Annotated in this window: 13 protein-coding genes; 7 read left to right on the top strand and 6 right to left on the bottom strand. The window is 39.2% G+C overall.

Annotation, left to right across the window (positions count from 1 at the left end; translation table 11 throughout):
* Window positions 1-27: 27 nt before the first annotated feature.
* Entirely contained in the window at window positions 28-873 is an 846-nt protein-coding gene (locus FZF08_RS06035) for a ThuA domain-containing protein (protein ID WP_159467731.1), read from the bottom strand.
* 169 nt (window positions 874-1,042) lie between these two features.
* Window positions 1,043-1,948 (bottom strand): CorA family divalent cation transporter, encoded by a 906-nt coding sequence (locus FZF08_RS06040; protein WP_159467732.1) that lies wholly within the window; start codon window positions 1,946-1,948, stop codon window positions 1,043-1,045.
* A 206-nt stretch (window positions 1,949-2,154) separates the two neighbouring features.
* Between FZF08_RS06040 and adhP the strand changes: the two genes are divergently transcribed.
* From adhP to FZF08_RS06055, 3 genes are all read left to right on the top strand, one after another.
* Entirely contained in the window at window positions 2,155-3,189 is a 1,035-nt protein-coding gene (adhP, locus tag FZF08_RS06045; RefSeq protein WP_159467733.1) for an alcohol dehydrogenase AdhP, read from the top strand.
* Between the two features lie 204 nt (window positions 3,190-3,393).
* Entirely contained in the window at window positions 3,394-4,002 is a 609-nt protein-coding gene (locus tag FZF08_RS06050; protein WP_159467734.1) for a 2,3-diphosphoglycerate-dependent phosphoglycerate mutase, read from the top strand.
* Window positions 4,003-4,105: 103 nt separating this feature from the next.
* Window positions 4,106-4,933, top strand: coding sequence for a tryptophan-rich sensory protein (locus tag FZF08_RS06055; RefSeq protein ID WP_159467735.1), 828 nt, complete (start codon window positions 4,106-4,108; stop codon window positions 4,931-4,933).
* On the opposite strand, the gene FZF08_RS06060 is transcribed toward FZF08_RS06055, so the two are convergent.
* Window positions 4,903-6,834 (bottom strand): AAA domain-containing protein, encoded by a 1,932-nt coding sequence (locus FZF08_RS06060; protein WP_159467736.1) that lies wholly within the window; start codon window positions 6,832-6,834, stop codon window positions 4,903-4,905. The genes FZF08_RS06055 and FZF08_RS06060 overlap by 31 nt on opposite strands.
* 186 nt (window positions 6,835-7,020) lie before the next feature.
* Here FZF08_RS06060 and FZF08_RS06065 point away from each other — a divergent pair, with 186 nt between their 5' ends.
* Complete coding sequence (locus FZF08_RS06065) at window positions 7,021-7,923, top strand: AraC family transcriptional regulator (protein WP_159467737.1); 903 nt, start codon at window positions 7,021-7,023, stop codon at window positions 7,921-7,923.
* A gap of 227 nt (window positions 7,924-8,150) precedes the next feature.
* Window positions 8,151-8,999: an oxidoreductase gene (locus FZF08_RS06070; RefSeq protein ID WP_159467738.1), complete on the top strand. Its 849-nt coding sequence runs from the start codon at window positions 8,151-8,153 to the stop codon at window positions 8,997-8,999.
* Between the two features lie 46 nt (window positions 9,000-9,045).
* Here FZF08_RS06070 and FZF08_RS06075 read toward each other — a convergent pair whose 3' ends face one another.
* Together FZF08_RS06075 and cysC are read right to left on the bottom strand one after the other, a co-directional pair.
* Window positions 9,046-9,873, bottom strand: a complete 828-nt coding sequence (locus tag FZF08_RS06075) for a hypothetical protein (RefSeq protein WP_159467739.1) — start codon at window positions 9,871-9,873, stop codon at window positions 9,046-9,048.
* Window positions 9,863-10,450 carry an adenylyl-sulfate kinase gene (cysC, locus tag FZF08_RS06080; protein ID WP_159467740.1) on the bottom strand — a complete coding sequence of 196 codons (588 nt, stop codon included), beginning with the start codon at window positions 10,448-10,450 and terminating at the stop codon, window positions 9,863-9,865. The genes FZF08_RS06075 and cysC overlap by 11 nt, the downstream gene beginning before the upstream one ends.
* Before the next feature lie 410 nt (window positions 10,451-10,860).
* On the opposite strand from cysC, the gene FZF08_RS06085 reads away from it, so the two are divergent.
* Together FZF08_RS06085 and FZF08_RS06090 are read left to right on the top strand one after the other, a co-directional pair.
* Entirely contained in the window at window positions 10,861-12,189 is a 1,329-nt protein-coding gene (locus FZF08_RS06085) for an acetyl-CoA hydrolase/transferase family protein (protein ID WP_159467741.1), read from the top strand.
* 215 nt (window positions 12,190-12,404) lie between these two features.
* The gene (locus tag FZF08_RS06090; protein WP_159467742.1) at window positions 12,405-13,592 is read left to right on the top strand and encodes an esterase; all 1,188 of its coding nucleotides are present in this window, start codon (window positions 12,405-12,407) and stop codon (window positions 13,590-13,592) included.
* A 17-nt stretch (window positions 13,593-13,609) separates the two neighbouring features.
* Here FZF08_RS06090 and FZF08_RS06095 read toward each other — a convergent pair whose 3' ends face one another.
* Window positions 13,610-13,831: an NADAR domain-containing protein gene (locus FZF08_RS06095; RefSeq protein ID WP_229216432.1), complete on the bottom strand. Its 222-nt coding sequence runs from the start codon at window positions 13,829-13,831 to the stop codon at window positions 13,610-13,612.
* Between the last annotated feature and the right edge of the window lie 129 nt (window positions 13,832-13,960).

The following is a 13,960-nucleotide window of genomic DNA, read 5'->3' on the forward strand; positions in this document are numbered from 1 at the left end:
GTTGCAATTCTGTACCTGTCAGCAAAATTACTTTTTACCAGTGCCCAGCCACAAAAGGCTATTAATAATCAGCTGATTTTGAGCTTTATTTGCAAAAGTATAGGACAAAGTTTTATTGGTTTTGTTTTCATAATCAATATCGTTATGCCCCATATTTAAGTAAAGCATTTTAAAATTCTTATTGGTCCAAACCACCGGATAATATCCACTGCGCCAAATTTCATGTGGTTTCGGTCCGGTTCCCAACGGAAAACTGGTCGAATCAATGGATAACAGAATTTCGATATCCCGATTTTTTCGAAGATCATGTTCCCAGCGGTACCATTCATTTGGAGAAGATTTAATTGTTTCCGGAAGATTTTTTGTGACGGGATGATTTTTGTTTTCAACCCGTAAAATAGCAAAAGTCGGTCTCCAGGTATTGCTTGCATATTGGCCGGATCCCAAAAACTTTTCATGATACCAATCCCAGTCCTGATTGAACGCCGAAGGCGTTAAAGCAAAGGCTGCAAAATGAAAACCCATCCAGGCCCCGCCATTTTCCATATATTTCTGAAAAGCAGCACGTTGTTCAGGTTTTTCAGGACGCGTATCCAAAAAAAGTACGACCTGATAGTGCGCAAGAAATTCCGCATTTAGTTTGCTCCAATCAGTCGTAGAGTCATAGGTGAAATTATTTTCAGCCGAGATTTTTGGGAAAAACTTATTTGCCTCATGCATATAACTGATATGCGCCTGATCATTTTTACCCGTATAAAAAGCGATTACTTTAAATTTTGGTTTTTTGTTTTGTGCAAAAACAGGGGAAATGATGAAGAAAAAAAGCACCCAAAATAAAATGATTTTTTTCGACCTTTTTAATAGAAAAAACATATGGATCAATTAGCGGTTTAGCATCAGGAACATTCCCCGGTAAAAAATCAAATATGATTTAACTTTCCGGAATTAACAATGTTTGTCTGCTTCTTTCAAATTACTAATATTATCACAAATTGAAAATTCATTCAAACAAGTACCACATTTTTAATCCAGTATTATTTTCTCAAAGCCATTCCCGTTTTTTGAACCAATAATAAATACAACCCGTTACGACGCCCATCAAAAGCATCACACCAGGATATCCAAATCTCATTTTCAGTTCCGGCATAAACTCAAAGTTCATACCGTAAATACCAACAATGAAAGTAAGCGGCATAAAAAAGACAGAAAAAATTGTCAATACGCGAATTATCTCATTGGTGCGTTGGGAAGAAAGGGAAAAATAAATACTCATCAGATGATTCGTGTTTTCGAAAAGCGAATCATAAATACTATGCAGTTTGACATAAAGATCGCGCGTGTCGCGGGTATAAGTATTACCGGGCTGGTTATCGATTTTATCTACAATTTCATAAGTCAAAATCAGGATGCGGCGAGTCACATCAACTTTTCTTTTCAAATAATATAATCCTTCCAAAAGAGACTGCTTTCTGTTTTTCAAAAACATATTCGTCTCAAAAAATTCGATCTCCCTGTTCAACCGTGCTGCGTGGCTGTCGTAAGTGGCAAGACCGGTTTTGATAATTTCGTTGAGAATATGATGGGCCGATTTGCAGTAATCCGATTTTATGTATTCTTCTTTTATTTTTTCAGACTCAGGCCATGGCTTTTTATGAATTGTAATGACGCGCTCTTCCTTCATAAAAATGGCAATTTTATCCGTCAATTCCCTGACAGTATCTGCCTGATTTGCCACTTCGCTGGTATGTAATCTCAAAATAATAAATACATCACCCTCAGTGCCAACAATTTCATATTTGGGAAGATGATCTGGCTGAAGACAGTCATTAACAGAAGATTCATGCAAATTATATTTCCTGGCAATTTCATGCAACTCTTCCGAACTCGGATCGGTTACATCAAGCCATTCAAAAGGATGTTCGGACTTATCAGCAAATACTTTGACCATAAACTAAATCGATTTCAAACTTAAAAACACACATTTCAGAAATATCCTTTTAGGCCCAATCTATACAACTTTTGTTCCAGCCTTAAAATAGAGTACAGAATCGATAGGTTATATGTCATATTAAAGGATGACGACTGTCATAAGAGTGAGATGTGGGGAAGTCGAACTTTACAATTCGATATCAAGAAATCCTTAAATTCTTCCGTATGTTACCAAAGAAAATGAAAGCCGCCGTTGTCCATGAGTTTGGCAAACCGCTTCAAATTGAAGAAATGCCGGTGAAAGAACCTGGAAGAAATCAAATTCTGGTCAAAGTAATTGCCAGCGGTGTTTGCCACACGGATTTACATGCTACAGAGGGCGACTGGCCCGTAAAACCAAAGATGCCGCTTATTCCGGGACACGAAGGAATTGGATACGTGGTAGCGCTCGGGCCGGATGTCAATCAGGTAAAAGAAGGAGATATTGTAGGTGTTCCCTGGCTTTACAGCGCTTGTGGCTGTTGTGAATTTTGTATAACCGGCTGGGAAACCCTATGCGAAACCCAGCAAAACGGTGGTTACAGTGTCGATGGAAGTTATGCCGAATATGTTATCGCAGATGCCAGATATGTAGCCCACTTGCCATCCAATACCAACATGATTGAAATGGCCCCAATTCTTTGCGCAGGTGTGACAGTTTATAAAGGTCTGAAAGAAACAGAAACCAAGGCGGGTGAATGGGTCGCGATCTCCGGAATTGGTGGTCTGGGACATTTGGCTGTGCAATATGCAAAAGCGATGGGAATGCATGTGGCCGCAATTGATATAAGCAAAGACAAACTTGATTTAGCAAAACAATTAGGGGCTGATATAACTGTAAATGCCATGGAACAGGATCCAGGTGAAATTCTAAAAAAGGAAACTGGTGGTATGCAAGGTGTGTTGGTTACAGCCGTTTCCCCGATCGCGTTCAAACAGGGAATTTCTATGTTACGAAGAAAAGGAACGATCGCTTTGAACGGATTGCCGCCAGGAAGTTTTGATCTGCCGATTTTTGAAACTGTTCTGAATCGATATACCATTCGCGGTTCCATTGTTGGTACGAGAAAGGATCTTCAGGAAGCTGTTGAATTTGCACTTGATGGGAAAGTAAAAGCGACAGTTCACACAGCAAAACTAGAAGATATCAATTCAGTTTTTGACAAAATGAAAGCGGGTAAAATTGATGGTAGGGTCGTAATGACAATAGCGGATGCATAAAAATGTCAGTTCGCCTGGATATTCCGGGCGAACTGACATTTTGGTAATTTTTGATTTTCCTCCAAAACAATAAGTAAACCATAAAATCAGGACACCGTATGCCGGGCATTTGCGTTACATTTACAAGAGAGCGTTTTCCATTATCATGAAAACCTTTTAAAGTGAAGACTTTACAAATGATTTCTGCAACCCTAATCGTAACGTATGCCGAATTTAATAATCGTAAGACATGGCCAATCCGAATGGAATTTACAAAACAAATTTACCGGCAGCACTGATGTAGAGTTAACTTCTACCGGTGAAATGGAAGCCAGAAATGCTGGAAGATTAATAAAAAAATACGACCTCGACGAAGCCTACACGTCGGTATTGGTGAGAGCCAGTCATACACTTAACATTATTCTTACGGAGATTGGCAAAACAACGATTCCCGTAACGAAAACGGCTGCTTTCAATGAAAGAAGTTACGGCGATTTACAGGGACTTGATAAACTTGAAATGATCAAAAAATATGGTCCGGCCCAGGTTCTGACATGGAGGAGAAGCTATGATGTGGTACCGCCAAACGGAGAAAGTCTGAAAGATACTTATGACCGCGTAGTTCCTTATTATATCAAGGAAATTGAACCAAAACTGAGAGCCAACAAAAACATCATCATCGTTGCACACGGAAATAGCCTTCGCGCGCTGATGATGTATCTTGAAAAAATAAGCGAAACCAAAATTGCAGATGTTAACCTGGCAACCGGCGTTCCAAGATTATACGAATTCGATTCAGGATTAAGGCTTTCTCAGGTTTCCTATATTCATTAGTCTGCACTTCGGTAAAATTCTGGCATAATAATTTTATTTTTTAACGAGTCTGGCTTAAAAAGGCTGGATAATTATTGTTCCATAATTTTACACACTTCGCAAGATGAAAGATTTAAAAACAGGACGTTACATTACAGCAGCAATCGTAATTGGCGGTATGGTGGGCACGTACTTTTTCAGCCGCCCACGCAAAAAACTAATCGAAACTCCGTTGGATGAAAAACGTCAGAAGAAAGTAGACAAAAACCTTGTTACACCGGCAAACGCTACTTTTGGAATTGTTTGGTCAACGATTTATATTGGAACACTGGCTCTGGCAATACATCAGACTTTGCCGTCGCAAATTTCAAATCAGCGCTATCAAAAAGCGCAACCTTGGCTCAGAATAAGCTATCTACTAACAGGCGTTTTTGGATATTTCTTTTCAAAATCTGACAAAAAAAGCAGAATTGGTGCTGCCATTACCACCATTAGTATGTTACCAGTCGCTATTGGACTTCATCGGGCTCTGGAAATCGGACAAACGGAAGTGACCGGACCTGAAAATGTGATCAGAAAATCAATTAGTCTATACACTGGCTGGCTTACGGCCGCATCCGCCGTTAGTGCCACCACGCTTGTACAAGAAGCAGGTTACATGAAAAAACCGGATGATGCAAAAAAATGGACGCTTGGTGTACTTCCCATAACAACCGGTTTGGGTGTTGTTATTTCAAACAGACTGAATGATCCATATTATCTGACGACAATCATTGCGGCCCTTACCGGCATTGCAATAAAACAAAAAGATAGTAACAAAGAAATCAGTCTCCTGGCCGGTTCACTAGCAACATATCTTCTGGGTGTTGTGGGAGATAAACTAAGAAAGCAACTAAGTTCTTCCAACGAGGAATTAGTTTATCATAAATCTGCAAATTCCCAGGCACTATGATAAGCATCCAGTTTTTCTGCATAGGTGATAAAATCGGAATAAAAAGGCAAAGAAGATAATGTCGCGCTGTCCCCGATCACTACCAGCTTTTTTCTCGCACGGGTCATAGCCACATTCATTCTTCGAATGTCAGATAAAAATCCGATTTCACCTTCCGGATTACTTCGCGTCATACTGATATATACAACATCGCGCTCCTGTCCCTGGAAACTGTCGATTGTATTAACAGAAATTTTATCACCATATATTTGAAGCGCCGGACTATGCAGCAACTGGTCTTTCAAAATATAAATTTGTTGTTTGTACGGAGAAATTATTGCAATACTTGGAAAGGTTTCTTTACTGTACAACAATGCTCCATTCGCTCCTGTTTTAGCAGCAAGCTCCGCAACCAACTGCCCAAGATGTTTGAATACAAATGCTGCTTCTTCTGGGTTTGTTGAACTTGTTCCTTCCAGTTTTTCATCAAAACCACAACCAGCTGTATCAATAAATTCAAGTGGCACTGCATCAGGAAATAATACATGATGGGCAACTGAAATATTGGCTTTCAGTTTGTCATCATAAAATACTTTTGAAGAGTACCCCATAATTTGCTCATTCATCCGGTATTGTTCTTCCAAAAGCGTCACAGATTCCGGATGCATCGCTACACATTTTTCCAGTAACGTAGTTGCCAAACCTTTTTTCGCTGCTTCATTTGACTTAATAGTTGGCGAAAGTTGGCAATGATCTCCTGCCAAAATGACTTTTTGCGCTTTTAAAATCGGGACCCAGCATGCGGGTTCAAGCGCTTGTCCGGCTTCGTCAATTACAACGGTGTTGTATTTCAAATTACGGACCGTGTAATGATTTGAACCAACAAGCGTAGCCGTGATTACCTGCGCTTTTGCAACCAGGTCATCAATAATATATTGCTCGGATTTCCCGACATCTTTCATAATCCTGTGTGCTTCATCAAAAAGTGCCTTCCGCTGCTCCCGCTCCGCTTTTCCAAAACTACGTTTATACTTATGAGCCATGTTTTTATACTCATTCGCTTGTTTTTTAAGCGTTTTCATTTCCTTCATTCCAGGGTGTGCAGACATTTTGCTATCCAGTGTCAGAGACATAAGTCGTTCTGAAACGCGTGCAGGATTTCCAACACGGAGTACATTCAAACCCTGATCGGAAAGTTTTTCACTTAACAAATCAACCGCAGTGTTACTGGGCGCAACAACGAGAATCTGTTTCTTATCTTGTTTAATTAAGGCTTTGATCGCTTCAACCAAAGTCGTGGTTTTACCGGTTCCCGGAGGCCCATGGACCACCGCAAGTTCATTGGCAACAAGAATTTTATTAACCGCAAATTGTTGCGATGTATTTAATTTGGGAAAAATATAAGGTGGAATTTCAGTTTTAAAAGTAGGCTCTTTTTCTCCGGTAAGAATTTTCACTAATCGCCCTTCATCCGTTTTCTCGTCGACAGCAGATGCAGTTTTAAGCGCATTTTGCATTTCGTCATAACTGTTGTCGTCAAAAAGCAGATCAATACCGAGTTTTCCATCACGCGACCAATCCGGCAATTCGTCCGTTCGCAAGGTGATTTTGAGACGGTTACCACTTTGGTGCGTTATCGTCCCTTCAACTCTATCCTTTTTTGGTTCATGATTTGAAAACAAAACCGCAGGCATACCAAACCTCAACTGATGGGAAATATCCTGATGCGTGGTCCTTTCCACTTCAACCGTAACATAATCTCCCCGGCTCATTTCCTGTCCGCGGATTGCAATCGGATACCATGCAAGTCCGTTTGCCCTGCGTTCAGAAACGGAAGTTGATTCAGTAAGTTTAAGATAAGACTGACGATCTTCTTCTCTTTCTATTTTTAATAAATCAAGCAGCTTTTTAAAATATTCCATGCCGCAAAGGTAAACAATCACAAAATCAATGCAGATGAATTTAAAGTCTTCCAATAAAAATTGTTTGAATTTCGCAATCTTCTGTTTGTTTTCAGTAATTTATTGACAAGGTTTAGCATTACTTTTGTATTGATGAAATAAGACCAAACCACCCTTTAAAATTTGTCAGTTACTTCCGATCCTGCCATGAAAACAAATACCGAATCGATAGAAGATTTTTACATAAACAAATTCAATACTTTACCTGAAAACCTGCAACATGAACCAGGCCATTTCAATGTTTTCAGGTTGGAAGATTGTATTGGACATCCGGTAAAATACAGTCGCCGGGATTTCTATAAAATCAGTCTGGTACGCGGTAAAAACGTTTACCATTATGCTGATAAAAGTATTGAAATAGAAGGCAGTACGCTCATTTTTTTTAATCCTCAAATACCATATACGCTCTTATCCGGAAACGCCCCTGAGGATCTGACCGGTCATTTCTGCATTTTCAAGGAGTTTTTTTTCACAGAAAAGATGAGAGGTGGAATTGGTGATCTACCGATGTTCATGCCCGGAAACAAGCCTTCTTATTCACTGACTCCGGAGCAGGATTTTCACGTTTCGCAGATATTTCAGAAAATGAGAGAAGAGCTGGATTCCAATTATCGTTTCAAATATGATTTGATTCGTAATTATGTAACGGAGTTGATTCACTATGCCCTTAAAATGGAACCCACTGAAATGTTATATCAGCATGCCGATGCGAATACACGAATTACATCCATTTTCGGCGAATTACTGGAAAGACAGTTCCCAATCGAATCTCCGTCACAGCGATTTACCATGCGTTCGGCTCAGGATTATGCTGAAAAACTTTCTGTTCATGTCAACCATTTGAACAGAGCATTAAAAGCCACGACAGGAAAAACTACCTCACACCATATCGCAGAAAGAATAACCAACGAAGCAAAGGCCTTACTCAAACATTCCAACTGGAATATTTCTGAAATCAGCTATTGCCTGGGATTTGAAGAAGCAGCCCATTTCAATAATTTTTTCAAGAAACAAACAGAAATTACCCCAACGGCTTTCCGTTCGATTTAAATAGTATAAGAATTATAGTTTCGAATTACCAGTCTGAAATATCAGGCTGGCTTTTTTATGAAATGGTTAATAAAAAAGTGATTATACAGGAAATTTAAAATTACATTTCCTCAAAATCCAAATAAATGTCTATTGTTTGAATTTCGTAATCATTGGTTTGCCATCCGCAATGTCGCGCCTGATTCACCATACTACCTTTGTTTCATCAAATTATAATAGCGAAACAAATGGAAAATAAAAAAGTATGGTTTGTAACAGGCGCTTCCAAAGGCCTGGGACTTTCACTCGTAAAACAATTACTGTCAGCCGGATATAGCGTAGCAGCAACTTCCAGAACAATGGATTCACTAAGCAAAGCTGTTGGATCAGCCGAATCTGAAAGTTTTCTTCCACTGGAAGTAAGCATCACAAGCGAACAAAGTGTCAAAGATGCAGTGTCAAAAACAATTGAGAAATTCGGGCAAATTGATGTTTTAGTCAATAATGCCGGTTACGGGTTGTTTGGTGCGGTTGAGGAATTAAGCGATGAAGAGGCCCGCCACAATTTCGATATCAATGTCTTTGGCTCACTTAATGTAATTCGCCAGACACTTCCTTACATGAGAGCGAACGGTTCCGGAAAAATCTTTAATATATCTTCAATCGGAGGTTTTAGAGCAGATTTTCCTGGTGTTGGAATATATTGTTCAACCAAGTTTGCCGTGGCAGGTTTCACCGAAGCCCTTGCCTCGGAAGTGAAAGAATTGGGAATTTCTGCCACCGTAATTTATCCTGGTTATTTCCGCACAGATTTTCTATCAAGCGAATCCATGGTGGCTCCTAAAAATGTTATCGAAGATTATGCCGGTGCACGGGCATCGGTACAAGCGCATGAAAAGGAAATCGATGGAAATCAGCCCGGAGATCCGGAAAAAGCAGTAGCCATTTTGATCAAAATTGCAACGAAAGAAAATATTCCAGTGCATCTTTTCCTCGGCAAGGATTCTTACGAAATGGCTCAGGGAAAAATTGAAACAATGACCAAAAATCTTGAAGAATATAGAGCCATCACCGTTTCGACAGATTTCGATTCCTGAGAAAGGAATACCATAACTTAACCCATTTTACATAAAAAAACCACTTTTAAAAAGTGGTTTTTTTATGTAAAATGGTCTCAATTTTTTCAGCTTCTGCAATCAGTACCTTATCGATAAATTGGGTTGTATTAATTTCTTTACTGATCAGTTTCGGTTTATAAATCTCTTTAAAACTTATATATTGAAGTCCAAAATTCCAATGATCGGTAAGCTTATGAAATACATTTTTGTCTGATTCCAAAAGTGCTCCAAAATTTACAACTGCATAATTGTCTTTTGACAAACGTGACATGGATTTCAATATCTCCTTGTTATACAATATCCAGATTTTAAGAAAATTAGTTGCTTTTTCTTTGCACAATTCCTCGATCCTCCTTTTCACTTCCAGCTTCTTGCGATATCCCTTAAAAAGGCCCTTTATAACGATATCATCCGTTGGATAGATAATTTTATAAGTTCTGCTGATCAATGAACTTACGGTTGATTTCCAATCCCGGAATACAATCAGATAATAAGCTTCGGGTAATAGATCTTCATAATCCCTAAGAAAAAGACAGGTTCGTGGATCTTTCCATCCCCATTCTCCGGCTGCCTGGTTTTTCTTTGAAATAATGTTTTTCAAAAATTCCTTTTCTTCAATCATTAACGCCGGCACTGGCGTTTCAGTAAAACCTGAATCCTCTATATTTTTATTTCTAAGAATCTGTTTTTGCGCTTCATAAAAGTCAATGTCCTCGTAATGACCATCGTCATTGCCAATTCCTGCACCCAAAAGATTTTCACCTACATTTAGGCCGCAACGATACAACCACTGCGTAGTCAAAGACGTACCAGACCGGTGCATTCCGGCAATAATCAGTATTTTATTTTGCATAAATCCGGGATTTGACAAATGACTCGTTTAATTTCCGGGTTCGTTGATTTTGGGAATTGATATTTTTCAGTATCAAATCACACAAATCTGTGGTACTTTCTGCGATCGTTTTCTCTGAAGTATTAATATAAAGATCGGGGCGTTCAGGTTTTTCAAACATGTCATTTATACCGGTAAGATTCCTTACTTTTTGGGGATCATCATCAGCCAGGAGCGTTCTTTTATACAAACCTTTGGTATCACGCTGATATAAAACTTCTATAGGGCAATCCAGAAAAATGGTTTTGACGTTTGGATATTCCCGGAGCAATTCCGCTCTCGTTTCCTCATAAGGATTAATAACGCTCATAATGGCGACGATCCCCTGGGCGGAAAACCGGCTGGCGATAAAACCAAGTCTTCTAATATTCTCCTGCCTGTCGGCTTTTGAAAAACCCAGATCTTTGCAAAGTTTACTACGGTAAACATCTCCGTCAATGATCTCGGCACAAATACCATTTCCCAGAAGCTGGTTTTTCGTATTTTCTGCCAGGGTTGTCTTACCTGCTCCTGATAATCCGCAAAATTGAATGATCATAAGTCTGTTATTTTATTTCGGGATGTGCGAACAAAATTTAAAAGTCTCTTCAGGTTTCTCGTATTACAATTTGATATACAAAAATCGTGCAAGGAAATTTTACAATTTCATAATATGCTTTACTTGTCAATACTCACAAAAATATGCGGTTGTTGCATTGACTACCAATTAAGATAGAACTATGTAACTTTAAATTACATAATCATAACACATTATTTGTCAATTATATAAAAAAAATAAATTTTCAAAAAATTATTTTAAGGACTGTCAGTAAACTGATTATGGTCATATTTCAACCAAACTTTTATCATTTCCCAGCGAATACAATTCGATGAAATTTACATCATAAAACGATTTTCAAAATCGAGGTTTGATTCTGAAAACTTATAAAAACGTTCAAAATTAAAGCTATGAGTATTCCAACATACGTTTCAGCCGATGAAGCGGTCAAACATATCAAATCAGGAAACAGAGTTTTCATCCACGGAAGCGCTGCTACACCCGTGCATCTTGTTGAAGCCCTGCAACGCCGCCACTGGGAGTTGAAAAATGTTGAATTTATAAGTATTACAACATTGGGCGATGTGGATTTCAACAACCCTGTTCATCATAAAAGCTTCTTTTTTAATTCACTTTTTGTTTCCGCCAATACACGTTCCGTGGTAAATAGTGATTATGGAGATTATGTTCCGATCTTTCTAAGCCAAATCCCACAACTTATCAAAAATGGAAAACTGCCGGTTGACGTTGCACTAATTCAGGTTTCTCCGCCAGATGCACATGGTTTTTGTTCTCTCGGCACTTCGGTTGATATTGCCAGAGCAGTTGTAGACACAGCAAAATATATCATTGCCCAGGTCAATCCTAATATGCCCAGAACACACGGTGACGGATTTGTTCATATCAGCAAAATTAATGATCTGGTATGGCAAGAATCTAAGTTGCCGGAAGTAGATTATTCGTTGAATGTAAAAAATGCAACGGTGCAAATCGGTAAGAATATTGCTTCTCTGATTGAAGACGGCGCCACGTTGCAGGTAGGCATTGGAGCCATTCCTGATCAGGTTTTAAAAAATCTGAATCATTTAAAAAATCTTGGATTACATACCGAAATGCTGTCTGACGGTGTGATTCCTCTGATTGAAAGTGGCATCATTGATAACAGTCGTAAAAAACTAAATAGGGGCAAATCGGTCACTTCATTTATGGTGGGCACCAAAAAGTTGTATGACTTTGTAAATGATAATCCGTCTATCCGGGTCATGGATATCGGTTATGTAAATGATACCAGTATTATTCGTCAAAATCCTAAGGTTACTGCAATTAATTCAGCGCTGGAACTGGATTTGACCGGACAGGTTTGTGCAGATTCCCTGGGTACCTATCAATATTCAGGCATTGGAGGACAAATGGATTTCATTCACGGCGCATCACTTTCCGAGGGAGGAAAACCGATCATTGCCTTGCCTTCCGTAACATCGTCCGGTGCTTCCAGAATTGTTCCATTTCTGAAAGAAGGTGCAGGCGTAGTAACAACCCGAGGTCATATTCACTGGGTCGTAACAGAATTCGGGATTGTGGATTTATTTGGAAAAAGTTTAAAGCAAAGAGCGAGGGCACTGATCAGCATCGCACATCCGGATCATCGGGAATCTTTGGAACAGGCTTTTTGTGACCGTTTCGGAAGTTACAACCGTCCGGCTATTACGGGGATTTCTGAAAGGGTTTTTCACGGGTAAGTTCTTTTTACCGCAATGGACGCAATGGAATTACGCAATGGATGCAATAGTATTTTGTCCATTGCGTATTCGTCATATCCAGGCCGAATAATTAGTAAAAATAAAAGAAAAGTAAAACTTGTTTTCATTTTACGAGTATTGTGTCTCTCACCCTTACTTTTCAATATATACCAAAAAGTCTGCTTGGGATAACTACTAATCAACATGAATGTAAAATGAATTTACTGAAAACCTTTTCCTTTTTTACCTATACATTTTTTTCTATTACATCTGTCTCATTTGCACAGCAGGCAAATGTAAATCTGGATTGGAATCCGCAGAAAAATACGCAAAATCTTGTTCCCTATGGTGGGAATGTAGTATCACCTGATGTCCGGGATGATCATACCATAACTTTCCGCCTGAAAGCTCCCGATGCCCATGAAGTAAAGCTAACCGGCGGACCGATCTTGCTGGCACTTGGCGTGAAAGATCCGGTACCGTTCAAGAAAGGGGATGATGGAATTTGGTCTTTAACAGTTGGTCCGGTCAAACCTAATATTTATGTCTACCGTTTTTTATTGGATGGCGTTGCCGTTGTTGATCCAAATAATACGATGACGGGCGCATCGAATCAGCCGGGATATAGCAATGTTGTTGTCCATGGAAACGGACCTGCTTTTTATGATGCAAAAAATGTAGCGCATGGAAGTGTTACAAGAAACATATATCATTCGACGGTACTGGACGGTGAGCGCGAAATATTCGTTTACACACCGCCAGGCTATGATCCCAAGAAAAAATATCCGGTTTTATATTTACTGGGAGGTAGTGGCGAGTTGGCTTCCGGATGGATGCTGGATGGCCGCGCAAACTTTATTGCTGATAATCTTTTGGCAGAAGGCAAGATCGTACCGATGATTATTGCCATGCCAAACAACCAGGTTTTACACCGAAATGATCCTAACCATATAGAAAAAACTTATGCAATTTTTGAAAAAGAACTAAGATCGCAAATCGTACCTTTTATTGATAAAAATTACAGCACGATTATAGATAGAGAAGGAAGAGCTATTTCAGGACTTTCTATGGGCGGACGTCATACGCAAATTGTTGGCATGAACGATCTGGATCTTTTCAGTTCTTTCGGAATTTTAAGCGCAGGTGATCTTGAAACAGAAAAGATGAATGCCACTTTTTTCAACGACCCGAAAGTGAAGGAAAAAGTTGATTATTTATTAATTGGACATGGAAGCGCCGAAGTCGATTTCGTAGGAAAACGCTCAGCAGCAACCCATGAAGCCTTGGAAAAACATGGTATCAAACATGAATACTTTATCGGTGGCGACGGTGCACACGACTGGGGAACTTGGCGAATGCTGTTGAACGATAAGTTATTGCCGAATTTGTGGAAGAAGAAATAAGCCATTAAACAATAGGGTTACTCATTATTCAGAATATCCCGCACTTCCATTAAAGCAAAACCCAAAAGATTAAGCTCGTTCCATTGGTTCGGGCTTTTCACTTTTTCATCATTCGCTGCCAGACCAATTCCCCAAATTTCATCAACAGGACTGGCTTCAACCAAAATTCTGTCTTTTGTATTTAATAGAAATAATTTGAGCTCTTCATTTTGTCTAAATTTTTGAAACGAGCCTTTCAAAAACGGGCTATTGAAACAATAAATACCTAATAGTTAGCTGGATATGAGAAATTCTTGTGATACAACGTCTCATTGCATTATCCAATTTTGAGAAAGAGAATTTCCCGCTTATTGCCCTGAATAATGCAA

Source organism: Dyadobacter sp. 3J3, from assembly GCF_009801115.1.
Taxonomy (GTDB): domain Bacteria; phylum Bacteroidota; class Bacteroidia; order Cytophagales; family Spirosomataceae; genus Dyadobacter.

Coding starts and splice junctions, on each gene's coding strand:
- FZF08_RS06035 (WP_159467731.1), bottom strand. CDS start 873: ATGTTTTTTCTATTAAAAAGGTCGAAAAAAATCATTTTATTTTGGGTG.
- FZF08_RS06040 (WP_159467732.1), bottom strand. CDS start 1,948: ATGGTCAAAGTATTTGCTGATAAGTCCGAACATCCTTTTGAATGGCTT.
- adhP (WP_159467733.1), top strand. CDS start 2,155: ATGTTACCAAAGAAAATGAAAGCCGCCGTTGTCCATGAGTTTGGCAAA.
- FZF08_RS06050 (WP_159467734.1), top strand. CDS start 3,394: ATGCCGAATTTAATAATCGTAAGACATGGCCAATCCGAATGGAATTTA.
- FZF08_RS06055 (WP_159467735.1), top strand. CDS start 4,106: ATGAAAGATTTAAAAACAGGACGTTACATTACAGCAGCAATCGTAATT.
- FZF08_RS06060 (WP_159467736.1), bottom strand. CDS start 6,834: ATGGAATATTTTAAAAAGCTGCTTGATTTATTAAAAATAGAAAGAGAA.
- FZF08_RS06065 (WP_159467737.1), top strand. CDS start 7,021: ATGAAAACAAATACCGAATCGATAGAAGATTTTTACATAAACAAATTC.
- FZF08_RS06070 (WP_159467738.1), top strand. CDS start 8,151: ATGGAAAATAAAAAAGTATGGTTTGTAACAGGCGCTTCCAAAGGCCTG.
- FZF08_RS06075 (WP_159467739.1), bottom strand. CDS start 9,873: ATGCAAAATAAAATACTGATTATTGCCGGAATGCACCGGTCTGGTACG.
- cysC (WP_159467740.1), bottom strand. CDS start 10,450: ATGATCATTCAATTTTGCGGATTATCAGGAGCAGGTAAGACAACCCTG.
- FZF08_RS06085 (WP_159467741.1), top strand. CDS start 10,861: ATGAGTATTCCAACATACGTTTCAGCCGATGAAGCGGTCAAACATATC.
- FZF08_RS06090 (WP_159467742.1), top strand. CDS start 12,405: ATGAATTTACTGAAAACCTTTTCCTTTTTTACCTATACATTTTTTTCT.